The following is an 11,198-nucleotide window of genomic DNA, read 5'->3' as shown; positions in this document are numbered from 1 at the left end:
AACTTGGCTATGCGCAGCAAGGGCCGAAGAGCCGACCGACAGACCCATCTTCAAATCCCCACCCTGTGGACAGCGCCCGGCCGCCACCGGAACAGACTCCAGCAAAACGCACCACATACGCATCAACCTCCCGCGTGCCGTGAGAACCGTGCCGTTCACCCGCTACAAGTGCCGCCAAGCGACCGCGTGTGACACGAAGACGAAGAAATCTTTCGACTCTGGGCACGGCGGCACTGCGGACCGCTTGGCAGTCGATGACCGACGCCCGACACGGCAGCACGCCGACATCACTGAAAAGGGCACTGAAACCGGGGGGTGCGCATCACGGTTCAGCAACGCACTCCAGTGATGTCCCCCATGCCGCTTCCACCAACATCACTGATGCAGGTCAAGGGCTCTCTCCGAGCAGACCGCCCACCAGGGCATGCCGCTTGCCTGCGCAGTGCAGTGATGTTGGGGCTCGCTACACACCCCCACGCCACGCGCCCACCGCTCCGCAGCACTGGCGGGCAACACGCCAGCAGTACTCAGGTCGGCAGTGCTCCGAGCCCACACCACGCCCGAGCCGCGAGGCGCTCAGCGGCAGCCGTCAACACCGCACGGCCGAAGCGCTGTTCAAAGTTTCTTTACTGGATCAAGGGCGGCCCGCTACGCGGACCGCCGCGCGCTGGCGGCCAGGGCCGCCGCCGCTCCTGTCTACCGCCCCGCTCACGCCGGCCCCCACCGCTCAGCGCGCGACAACAACGACAGCAGACAGCCCACAACCCCGCACAGACCCCACCCAGCACCAGGCCAACAGCCCAGCCAGCCCCACCCAGCGCCAGCCGACAGGTACGGCACGAACGCAGCCGCCCGAACATGGCCGCCGCGCCACCACGCCACGCCGCGGCCACAAACCACGAAGCGTGGCTAAGCCGAGCGGGGGCACAGCGAGACACACGCGCGCCACACCGCCCGGCCAACCCGCCGCCCTGGCTCACTTTCCGTGGCTGAGCATTGAACACCCCAGGACGCATGCAACGGCGCGGAATTAAGCGAACGTTTACAAAGGAATGATCAAGCCGAAGAAACAAGAAGAATATGAGCGATCGGCACTCGTGGATACCTGGCCGCGCGTCAAATAGTCTTCCGAAAGGGAGGCTCAGCCTTTGAGTGGGAGATCGGCCACCATCAAGGCGTACAGAGGGGAGTCTGCAAAGGGGCGCGATTCGCCAACCTTGCGGTAACCCCAGGACTCGTACAGGGCTTGCACCCGAGGATGAGTGGAGTCCACAGAGAGAGCGGCCATCGCCTCCGGCCGTCCGTCGAGGATCGCCCTGTGCAGCTCGTCCGAGACGCCCAGTTTGCGCCACGCCGGACGGACCATCAATTCCGAGAGGGAGAACGTAGAGGGATCATCTGGCGCATTCATGAACGGACGCCACCACTCGCGGCCTTCCGTGGCCGGAGCACCGTAGGCGTACCCAACGGGCTCGTCGCCCTCGTACCCGACTACGCAGGCGAAGTCCCTACGTCCACCCCACTGGTCCACAAACCACGGGAAGCGACGGTGAAACTCGTCGTCCATCTGGTCAGCGAAAGCATCGGCGTGTACGTCGATCAGCATTTGCCTGATCGACGGCAGATCCTCAGTGGTGTACCTGCGCAGCTCGGTCACGTCGGCTAGATCCATTCGGTTCGGAAGCGATCTGCCCACTCGATGGCTGTCCGGGAGTCGGGAGCCCTCGTCAGTAGATCGCGGTGGAAGTCCCCGATCAAGGAGCGTAGACGGCCCGGGAGCGGGTGGCCATCCATCAGTTCGAAGACCTCCTCGGCCTTGGCGCAGCCTTGCTCGGCTTCCCCCTGGTGCAGAAGCGAGATCGCCAGCCGAGCGGTCACGGAGGCCCTGTTACGTCGGAACTGGTCAGGGAGGACAGCAAGGGCCCGGTACGAGGCCGCTTCCGCTTCCGCCGGCCGGAAGAGGTCCTGCTGCGTACTCGCCACCACGGAGTACAGCTCCCCTGGGCCGAAGAAGGACACCCAGGTCGGGCGATGGGCGTGCGTGACCTTGCCCAGAGCCTCTTCGGCGTAACCAATGCTACGGAGGGTGGACTGTCGATCGCCCAAGGCCGCATGCCCAACAGCGGCCTGTGTGTGCCCAAGTGCCGCGTACATCGGGTCGCGGCGGGCAACCCCTGTTCGCTGTGCGGCTTGTGCTGCCGCAAGGGAGTCCGCGTAGCGATGGGTGTTGAACCCGAGCATGGCCAGGGTCTTCCACACGCGCAGCTCGGTCACGCTGTCCTGCGCCATGCCCGCCAGGACAAGAGCGGAGTCAAGGTGTTTCCTTGCTCGGGCAAAGGCCCGGGCGTCGAGAGCTGTCCACGCGGCTGTTGCTGTCAGGTCCGCCGCCAGGCTGAAGAGTCTCCGGCGGATGGCCTGCGTTGCGGTTCCCTGCTGGAGTCCCAGAGCCTCGGATGCGGCGCTCAAGGCTGCCCGCTCAAGCTGGTCGTGCCCGCCTTGTTCCTGGTCCAGGGCGTTCAGGGCATCGAGCTTGCGGCGGATGGCCGACACCTCCGGGAAGCCGACTGTGGGCGTGGCGCCAAGGAGTGGTGACGCGGCTACGGCAGTGGTGCCGTTGAGGAACGACCTGCGGTTCACGGGCTGCTCCGTAGTACGTACGGGACTGGTCTGAGCTGGCGGTTCGAAGCCCAGCTCTTCCAGGGAACACCCAAATACTGCCTCCAGGGCAAGCCGTGTGCGTTTCCAGGGGCGCCGAATCTTTCCGGTTACCCAGTACCTCACCACACGGTCGCTGACGGTCCCCTCTTCACCGCGCGCCCGTAGCCAGTCGTTCAGCGCCTCAGCTAACTCAGCCTGCGTGAAGCCCGCCTGGGCGATCTTGCGCTGAAGCAACTCGTTGCCTGTCACAACACCCACGGTAGTGACGGTGTTACGCCGGGGTGAAGGTGTCAAGAGGCAGCACTCTCAAAAGTTTCCGGTTGTCTGCGAGTGCACGCGGCGCGGTGCTTCCTCCCGAGGCACCTCGTCAACTCGTTCACTGACAGGGCAACAAGTTGCTCCGGCGTCCAGTCGAGGCGCCCCGTCGTCGGTGAGAGGTGTGACCATGGCTGCCAGCTTCCTTCAATGCAGGCTGGATCTGGCCTGCGAGCCTTCCGCCGTCCACTTTGCTCGGAGCCACACCCAGGACGTCTTGCAGAAATGGCAGATGCCTGAGGAGGTGTCCTTTGACGCTGGGACAGTCGTCTGTGAGCTGGTGACCAACGCCGTTCGCCACGCCGGCCAGGCCGCCATACCGTTCAAGAAAGATGGCGGACAGCCCCCCGTTCCCCAGTGTGCTTTGACTCTCTGGGTGGCGAACACCCGTCTCCACATCGGGGTGTGGGACCAGAGTGTCAAGCGTCCCGTGCCCCGACCACCCTCGGCTGAGGCGGAGAGCGGTCGTGGGCTCCTGCTGGTTGCGGGGCTGACGGAGGGGCAGTGGGGCGCGGTTGGCACGGCGCCCGAAGGGAAAATCGTCTGGGCGGCTCTGCCTCTCCCCGCTTCCTACCGCCGTCGCCTGGCGCTCGGCTGGTTATCCCGGGGCGCCAGTGAGGCGGTGAGCGCGTGACCACGTTGCCGGTGCTTACCGCCAGCACCACGCCGGCCACGCTGGCCCGCTTGAGCACGGCACTGCGCACAAGCCTCGGTGCGGACCTGCTCGGGGACCTGGACACGGTCCTTGACGAGCTGGACGAGGTCCTGGACCCGCACACCGACCTGACGGACCAACAGGTCGCCGACATGTCGGGGGGCTTGCACTCCACGCTCCGCGCGATGCTGCACCTGGCGACGCCCAGCCCTGGGCATTTCCACCTCACCCGCGGACTTCTGTTGGAGCGGCGCCCCGAATCCGACGCGGAGGCACTGGGCTACACCCGACGCTTGGCTATTGCTGTCCTAGACCTCGCCGATGAAGCCGCGAAGAGGGCGCCTCCGTAACCCCAGGACTCCCACCGTCGCTTGTGCCACGGCGACGGTGGGGCACCACCCTTCCCCGGCCCCCCTGCTGGCCGGGGAAGGCCACATCTCCACCCCCGTCGCAGCCTCTTCCTCTCTCTACCATCCCTCGGTCCGGAGGAAGAGGTGCGACCCACCCCCCGCGGCGGCGGGGGTGGAGACCCAACCCCTTGTAGCTCAGTCAGGAAGAGTCCGATGCGCCTGAGCCTCAATCCATGATCAGGCAGAGCAGACGCGCGGAGACCCCGGTTCGAGTCCGGGCAAGGGGACGAATTCGCAACGTCACTCAGGAGCCGCCGCCCGTCGAGGGATTGGGGAGAACCGATGCCCATACCGCAAATACAACGACCGATCTGCGGCCAGCGCACATTTGTCCCGGAAGCCCTGGCGCCAACGGTGCTCAATCTTGCCCACGGCGCACAGGGAACGAACTGTCGATACACAGAAGACGACTTGCTCGACACCCTGATCTGCACGCTTGAACAGCACCCGCAACGGTCCGTCCACCACGGTGTCGTCCTGAACCTGCGGGGCCCGCACGCAGGCACGATATGGGCTCTTTGGCGGGACCATGGCGAACCGCAGGCCGCTGTCCTACTCCCTGACTGCTTGGCCACCAATGGGGAGGATTTCTGTTCCGAATTCCAGTCCCACTGGGGTGCGCACAGTTGGGACCTCTACGACTGACCGTGCACCGCCCATCCCTTGTAGCTCAGTCAGGAAGAGCCCAATGCGCCTGAGTCTCGCTCCAGATCAGGCAGAGCAGGCGCGGAGACCCCGGTTCGAGTCCGGGCAAGGGAACGGCGCCCCGAAGAGGCGCCGAGCCGCCTTGACAATGCGGCTTGCGGAAATTTCGTTGACTACTGGAGTGAAAATGAGCCGGGGTAAGAAGACCGACGTGCACACGGGCGGCGCCACGACTAACTGGGGCGTGCGCAAGGATAAGACGGCGGTCGACCCCAACCCGAACGGCAACCGCGCCGAGAGGCGCAAGGCCGAACGGGAGGCGAAGAAGACCAACTAATGAGGCCCCCGATCCTCCGCTTATTGGCGACCAAATCCGGAATTTTGGGTTCCGACACGGACCCGATACCGCGTACTCCGCCAAAGCGGCCTCCTCGCATATCGGTCGGCGTTGCTCGCCTCTCGTTTCTGTCGATCGGTATCTCCCTGTAGAACCCACGAGCCCCTGAGCCTTGGGGACAGCACCACCCAAGCTCAGGTCGACTCCCGCGCCAACCGGGTGCGGGTGAGCAAGGTCAGTGCACAACCATCCGATTCTGGAAGGGGTACGACATGCCCGTGAAGATCGTGGTGCCGATCACCGAGCCGGCCATCTCCGATGACACCCTCAGCAGCCTGGTGGCTGCCGTCAAGGAGGACCCGACCGGTGTCACGGCCGGTGTGAAGGCGCGCGTCGTCGCGTCCCAGAGCGACCTGAACAACTGCATGATGGGCGGCTGGACCGCCTGACCGGCAGCCTGACGCTCTGACTCTCAAGCGTGCCCGGGGCGGTCTCGCCGTCCCGGGCACGTGCCAGGCCACCTACAAGGGGGGACACTCCTCGTGCACTTCATGAACCTGGGCCACACCTACGAGAACACCGCGCGGTTGGTCTCCGTGCTGAGCAACGAATACCCGTCGGCGGACAACCTCCCGATGGCGTACCGCAAGGCGATCAACGCCCTCCGCCCCCTGCCTGCCCACTACAACGACGACAAGAACAACAATCATGCCGCCATCACGTTCGAGGACGGGGATTGGGCGGACCACTGCCTCAAGCACGGCATCTTCGCCCACATCTTCGATGGAGCTACCCCAAGCGACGAGGCCACCCGCAAGCGCTGGAAGGCAAACATCGCTGCGGCGCTCCGACACCTTGAGGAGATGAGTCCGGGCCTTTACCGCATGGTGCGGCTGCTGGTGACGGACATCGTGGTTCTGAACTCGGGGGCGGACGGAGGCGGTTCCGCCTCTCAGATGCCCGGCGTCGTGGTCATGAGCCCCGGCCCGGAGTGGGAGGTGCCGCAGTACGCCGAGTGCCTGACGCACGAGGCGATGCACCTCAACCTGTTCGTGGCGGACATGGTGTACGGCACGTTCAAGCTCCCGTCCTCCGGCCTGGAGGCGGACGAGCACCGCGCACTGTCCGCCGTCAAGATCGGCCAGCGGCGGCCCCTGGACAAGGCGTTCCACGCCGCCGCGGTGACCGTGCCCCTGATGTACCTGCAACACCGGCGAGGTACTACAACCCTGATCGACCTCTACACGGGGTCCCTTCGGGACGCGTGCGCGGACCTCTCCACGCACCGCGGCACGTTCACCGACTACGGTGCGATGCTTCTGGACGAACTGTGCGGGTTCGCGGCCGGCATCGACTTCGCGCACGCAGCCGAGACGATCACGGACCCCGGTCACGCGGGATACCGGCCCTCGGTAGCCGCTTAGGCGAAAAGTCATCTCTACTCGAAGTTGATACCAACTTCACGTGCCAGGCTCAGGGCCAGTTCCATCGACCCTGGGCCTTGCACTGTTGCGCCCTTGAAGTGCGCCACACCACCCACGTCAACGAGAGTCGAGTTCTCGAACCGAACCGTCCCCATTTTGACATTGGCGAACTGCGACCCCGTAAGGTCGCAATTTGCGAACCTCACGTTGTGCATCTCTGCGAACTGGAAGTCTGCCCCGCTCATACGGCAGTCGATGAAGGCCACGGCAAAGAGCTTGGCGCTCCGGAACATGGCAGGTGCGATGGTGCAGTTCTCGAACCTCACATCACGGAGAGTGCCAGCCTTCCATGAGGAACCCGTCATCCGGCTGCCGGTCACCGTGCAGCGGATCAGCGAGACATCCTGAGCGGACACCTCGGCGAAGTCACAGGTGGAGATACGAGAGTCACTGATCTGACTGCGGATCATCCTCGTACCAGTGAAGCGTAGGTTCTCGAACGCGCACCCCTCGACTTCCAGGGCCTCAACCTCTCGGCCAATCAGATGTTCGCCGTCGAACAGGGCGCTCTTGATAATGGCGTCGTCCTCAAAGTCGTCTCTAGGCATCTCGGCGACGCGAAGGTTGCCGGAGATTCGTGGTGCGTCGGGGTTCTTAACCCGGGCAACCTTGCCAGCCTGACGAGCGATTTGAGGCATGTCGTAGCGATCCGTTCACCGAGTGAGTTGGAGTGCTCAGAGTCTACGAGAACTCGGGTCGATAGACCGGCGCTTCGTGCCGCACCGCTTGAATGAATGAAATTGCTCGGTTGGCTGGAGTCGGCCCGATCGTCGCTCCCCCCGGCGGCAGTCGGCTCCGGGAGGTCGGCTACACCGGGCCTGACGATCGTGAGTCGGACGTTGCGTCCCACGTACGTTGAGAGCGAGCACCATCGCTCATAGCTGACGGCAACAGTGACGGCAACGACGGCACACAGAGGCCGACGCTCACCGTCAGCGACAACCAGGTAGTCAGGCTGGAGGCAGCTTCCCCAAGTGGTCGCCCGATCCTACGGATCAGAAGGTTGCAGGTTCGAATCCTGCCGAGTGCACAGCAGGCCAGAGGCCCTGTGGAGTGATCCACGGGGCCTTCGGCGTTGGTGGCGGGCAGCGGGTGGTGGCGCGGGGCAACGCCGCGCGGCCGCAGGGGTGTTCGCCGGGCGCGGGGGCGCCGGGGGGCGGTGGGGCTGCGGCCGCGGGGCGGGCGGGGTCAGTACCAGGCCTTCTTGTCCTTGGGGCGGGGGCGCTCCTTGCCGTCGATGCCGGTGTGGCGGCCCCGGGAGCGGATCTCCACGGTGTTGCTCCGCCTGGGCCCGGACTTCATCGCCACGGCCAGCTTCTTCATGTGGGCGAGCTGCTCCTCCTCGGCCCAGGCGCCGGCCGGTTCGGGGGAGGAGCCGTCCCAGTAGGCGTGCGGGGCCCAGTTGTCGCGCTTGCCCTCGACCTCCTCCACGGCGCCGCCCAGGCCCTGGCGGGTGACCGCGCCGCGGTGGGGCTCGGCCTCGCGGCGGGACTTGTCCTTCAGGGGCGGCGCGGTCCGCATGGTCGCCGTCACCAGCGCCTGGGCGGCGTGCCGCCAGGAGTAGCCCTTGAGCAGCTCGTACAGCTCCTCGGCCTCGGCCCGCGCACCCGGCAGGTTGCTCCGCAGGCCCTCGATGGCCGCCGCCCACGCCTGCGCCCGCGCGTCGGCGCCGCCCGCGACCTCCTTGCCGCCGGCGGAGTCGACCTCGAAGGGGGCGTCGACCACGCCCGTGAAGGAACCGCTGGTCACCTGCGACAGGAACTGGGCCGCGCCGCTCTCCCCGTTGACCAGGACCGGCAGGGCGCGGCCGGCGCCCTCGGTGGCGACCAGCCCGAAGCCCTCGTGCAGCGACGGCATGATCACCGCGTGGGTGGTCTCCCGGTCGTGCTCCAGGTCCGCCGGGTTCTTGCTGAAGGGGAGCATGGTGACCCCGCCCTCGCCGTGGGCGTCGACGATCGCCTTCCACTTGGCGTACTTCTCCGGGTCCTCGTGCGGGTCCGGAGTGCCGCGGATCGTCATGTGGACGTCGAGCCCGCGGCCGCCCTGGTTCTGCGGGCGGCGCAGGATGCCGATCGCCTGGACGGCCGCCTCGACGCCCTTGATCTCGTCCGAGGCCCGCCCGGGCAGCAGCACCTTGAGGGTCCGCGGCAGGTGCACCTGGCCGTCGGCCTGCTGGGCCACGGGCGAGGCGACCGGCGTGCCGACCTCGGTGCCCGGCACGAAGTCGTGCAGCGCGGGGACCCGCAGCACGCCCTCCGAGAGCCGTTCGGCCTCCTTGGCGAGCAGCGTGCCCACGCCGGCCACCAGGTCGGCCTGCTGCATGGCCTTGCGCTCCTTGATGGCCTTCTCGGCGCCCTTCTTCGGCTCCTTCTTGATCTTGTCCAGCCGTACGGGGCTGGTGTGCAGGAAGTGCACCACGCGTGCGCCCGGGTACCAGGAGTCGCGGATCTTCTGGGCGGCGGGACCGGAGAAGCGGGAGTGCCCGATGACGATGTCGAAGGCCTTCGCGGACGTCGGCAGCCCGTACTGGTCGGGCGAGCCGCCGGCCACCTTGTCGAGGCGGTCGCGGCCCTCCTTCACCCCGGGGACCGAGGCGTTGACGATGCGGACGCCGTCGTGCTGGCTGGTCGCCTTCGCGTGGTCGTAGTCCTCGCGGGCGTTGACGGTGAGCATGGTGACGTCGTTGTCGTGGTGCAGGCCCTTGACCAGTTCCATGTTGAAGACGGGCACGCCGCCGAGGCCGAGCCCGCTCTCGTCGCAGACCACCAGCACCCGGTGGCGCGGCTGTTCCGCGTCCTCCGCCGGGCCCTCGCCCGGCGACGCCACGCGCTGCACGGTGGCCGGCCGCGCCGCGCTGCGCTGCACCGGAGCGCCGTGCGCGTCGCCGTGGGCGTGCGCGTCGCCGGGCCCGTGGTCGTGGCCGTCACCCGCGTGGTGCTGCACGGGGGCCGCGGTGTCGGCCAGCCGCTCGTTGGCGCTCGCCGCCCGCTCGAAGGGGTCACCGGGGTCCGACACCCGCACGCCGTCGCCGCGGTCGGTGCCCGCGACCGGGCCCCTGCGCTGCTGGGAGACGTGGGTCAGCTCGTGGAACAGGGTGCGGTCGTCGATGCTGCCGGAGCCGGCGACGATGTTGTTGCCCACGGTGTAGGCGTGCGCGCGGACATTCGCCGCGGAGCGCTGCGCCACCGTGTCCGTGTGCAGCCGCACGTCGGAGAAGTCCTCCTTGAAGACGGACTCGGCCTTCGCGCGCCTGACCGGGTCCAGCGGTGCGCCGCCCCGGGAGGTCACGTCCTTGATCTGCGCGCCGGCGTCCGGCTGCTCGGTCTCCTCCTGGAGGCGGCCGGTGTCCCGCAGCGCCTGCACCACGGCCCCGTTGCCCGCGCTGCGCTGGAGCGCGGCCAGGCCCGGCCGCGGTGCGGAGGCCGGCGGCCGGGACGGTGGCGCGGACCTCGCCGCATGGTGTTCGTCCCGGGCCTTGCGCATGGCCATCGCCGTCCTCGGTGTCGGTGGAGCTCTCCACCGACACACGTTAGGGTCGCGCGCGGCTCGCCACCACGCCAAAGAGGGCAGCCTTGGGGGCAGTTGCAGGGGCGACAGGGGCAACGCTCCTCCGCCGAACTGTCGGTGAACTCTGGCCGACGGCTGCCCCGGGGGAACTGCGGCGCCGCCGGACGGAAGGGATCGGCCCCGCCCGTCGTTGGAGACGTGTGCGCGGCGGGAGTTCGCCGGTGCGCACCCGGGCGGAAGGGCGGTCACGTGATGCGGGCAGTGCGGTTCCACGAGTACGGCGGGATCGACGTGCTGCGGGTGGAGGAGGTGCCGCGGCCGGCGCCGGGTGCGGCACAACTGCTCGTGGAGGTGCGGGCGGCCGGTATCCAGCCGGGCGAGGCCCATATCAGGCAGGGCGCGCTGCACGACCGGTGGCCGGCGGTGTTCCCGTCGGGGCAGGGCAGCGACCTGGCGGGTGTGGTGGTGGCGGCCGGGTCGAGCGCGCGGGGCTTCCGGGTGGGGGACGCGGTGCTGGGCTTCACCCATCGCCGGGCGAGCCACGCGCAGTTCGTCGTGGTGGACGACGTGAACGTGGTGGCCGTCCCCGACGGGCTGGGCTGGGAGGTGGCCGGGTCGCTGTACGTGGCCGGCACGACCGCGTACGCCACCGTGTTCGCGGTGGACCCCGGACCGGGGGACACCGTGGTGGTGTCCGGCGCGGCCGGCGGCGTCGGGTCGCTGGCCGTCCAGCTGGCGCGGCGGCGCGGAGCCGCGGTGATCGGTCTGGCGAGCGGACGGCACCACGCGTGGCTGCGGGCGCAGGGCGTGGTGCCGGTCCCGTACGGGGACGGGGTGGCCGAGCGGGTGCGGCAGGCCGCCGCCGGCGGCCGGGTCGACGCGTTCATCGACACGTACGGGAACGGATACGTGGCGCTCGCCGTGGAGTTGGGGGTGCGGCCGGAGCGGATCAACACCATCCGGGACTGGCGGGCCGCGACGGAGATCGGTGCGCGGACCTACGGCGAGGGCGCGGCCGCGTCCGCGGTCGTCCTCGGCGAACTCGCCCGGCTCGCCGCCCGCGGGGAATTGGAGGTGCCGATCGCCCGGACCTACCCGCTCGACCAGGTGCGGGAGGCGTTCCGGCAGCTGGAGGAGGGCCACACCCACGGCAAGATCGTCCTGCTTCCCTGAGCCGGATGCCGGAT

9 protein-coding genes and 2 tRNA genes are annotated in these 11,198 nt (G+C 68.0%); 7 read left to right on the top strand and 4 right to left on the bottom strand.

The features are described from left to right. Positions 1-1,141 precede the first annotated feature (1,141 nt). Both WA788_RS03720 and WA788_RS03715 read right to left on the bottom strand, forming a co-directional pair. The gene (locus WA788_RS03720; RefSeq protein ID WP_335971539.1) at positions 1,142-1,672 is read right to left on the bottom strand and encodes a GNAT family N-acetyltransferase; all 531 of its coding nucleotides are present in this window, start codon (positions 1,670-1,672) and stop codon (positions 1,142-1,144) included. Further along, on the bottom strand, positions 1,663-2,907 hold the full coding sequence (locus WA788_RS03715; RefSeq protein ID WP_335971536.1) for an XRE family transcriptional regulator: 1,245 nt from the start codon (positions 2,905-2,907) through the stop codon (positions 1,663-1,665). The genes WA788_RS03720 and WA788_RS03715 overlap by 10 nt, the downstream gene beginning before the upstream one ends. Positions 2,908-3,103: 196 nt before the next feature. Here WA788_RS03715 and WA788_RS36020 point away from each other — a divergent pair, with 196 nt between their 5' ends. The 6 genes from WA788_RS36020 to WA788_RS03690 all read left to right on the top strand — a co-directional run bounded on the left by WA788_RS36020 (position 3,104) and on the right by WA788_RS03690 (position 6,444). Further along, the gene (locus WA788_RS36020) at positions 3,104-3,607 is read left to right on the top strand and encodes an ATP-binding protein (RefSeq protein WP_443033967.1); all 504 of its coding nucleotides are present in this window, start codon (positions 3,104-3,106) and stop codon (positions 3,605-3,607) included. Continuing rightward, positions 3,604-3,978, top strand: coding sequence for a hypothetical protein (locus WA788_RS03710; protein WP_335971534.1), 375 nt, complete (start codon positions 3,604-3,606; stop codon positions 3,976-3,978). Before WA788_RS36020 ends, WA788_RS03710 begins: the two co-directional genes overlap by 4 nt. Before the next feature lie 184 nt (positions 3,979-4,162). After that, positions 4,163-4,265, top strand: a tRNA-OTHER gene (locus tag WA788_RS03705). 432 nt (positions 4,266-4,697) lie between these two features. After that, positions 4,698-4,797: transfer RNA gene (locus WA788_RS03700), tRNA-OTHER, on the top strand. Positions 4,798-5,292: 495 nt separating this feature from the next. Then, complete coding sequence (locus WA788_RS03695) at positions 5,293-5,469, top strand: hypothetical protein (protein ID WP_335971532.1); 177 nt, start codon at positions 5,293-5,295, stop codon at positions 5,467-5,469. Positions 5,470-5,571: 102 nt separating this feature from the next. After that, positions 5,572-6,444, top strand: a complete 873-nt coding sequence (locus WA788_RS03690; protein ID WP_335972211.1) for an aKG-HExxH-type peptide beta-hydroxylase — start codon at positions 5,572-5,574, stop codon at positions 6,442-6,444. Positions 6,445-6,458: 14 nt separating this feature from the next. Here the strand turns inward: WA788_RS03690 and WA788_RS03685 are convergent, their stop codons facing one another. Together WA788_RS03685 and WA788_RS03680 are read right to left on the bottom strand one after the other, a co-directional pair. Then, positions 6,459-7,142 carry a pentapeptide repeat-containing protein gene (locus tag WA788_RS03685; protein WP_335971529.1) on the bottom strand — a complete coding sequence of 228 codons (684 nt, stop codon included), beginning with the start codon at positions 7,140-7,142 and terminating at the stop codon, positions 6,459-6,461. A 550-nt stretch (positions 7,143-7,692) separates the two neighbouring features. Then, on the bottom strand, positions 7,693-9,993 hold the full coding sequence (locus WA788_RS03680) for an eCIS core domain-containing protein (RefSeq protein WP_335971526.1): 2,301 nt from the start codon (positions 9,991-9,993) through the stop codon (positions 7,693-7,695). A 270-nt stretch (positions 9,994-10,263) separates the two neighbouring features. On the opposite strand from WA788_RS03680, the gene WA788_RS03675 reads away from it, so the two are divergent. After that, the gene (locus tag WA788_RS03675) at positions 10,264-11,184 is read left to right on the top strand and encodes an NADP-dependent oxidoreductase (RefSeq protein WP_335971524.1); all 921 of its coding nucleotides are present in this window, start codon (positions 10,264-10,266) and stop codon (positions 11,182-11,184) included. Positions 11,185-11,198 lie beyond the last annotated feature (14 nt).

Source organism: Streptomyces sp. CA2R106 (assembly GCF_037034245.1).
In the GTDB taxonomy this organism is placed as follows: domain Bacteria; phylum Actinomycetota; class Actinomycetes; order Streptomycetales; family Streptomycetaceae; genus Actinacidiphila.
Note: the sequence above shows the minus strand (reverse complement) of the source record. Positions and strands in the feature narration are given on the sequence as shown.

Bases quoted from the DNA above. Each gene is read 5' to 3' on its own strand.
- WA788_RS03720 (WP_335971539.1), bottom strand. From the start codon at position 1,672: ATGGATCTAGCCGACGTGACCGAGCTGCGCAGGTACACCACTGAGGAT.
- WA788_RS36020 (WP_443033967.1), top strand. From the start codon at position 3,104: ATGGCTGCCAGCTTCCTTCAATGCAGGCTGGATCTGGCCTGCGAGCCT.
- WA788_RS03695 (WP_335971532.1), top strand. From the start codon at position 5,293: ATGCCCGTGAAGATCGTGGTGCCGATCACCGAGCCGGCCATCTCCGAT.
- WA788_RS03690 (WP_335972211.1), top strand. From the start codon at position 5,572: ATGAACCTGGGCCACACCTACGAGAACACCGCGCGGTTGGTCTCCGTG.
- WA788_RS03685 (WP_335971529.1), bottom strand. From the start codon at position 7,142: ATGCCTCAAATCGCTCGTCAGGCTGGCAAGGTTGCCCGGGTTAAGAAC.
- WA788_RS03680 (WP_335971526.1), bottom strand. From the start codon at position 9,993: ATGGCCATGCGCAAGGCCCGGGACGAACACCATGCGGCGAGGTCCGCG.
- WA788_RS03675 (WP_335971524.1), top strand. From the start codon at position 10,264: ATGCGGGCAGTGCGGTTCCACGAGTACGGCGGGATCGACGTGCTGCGG.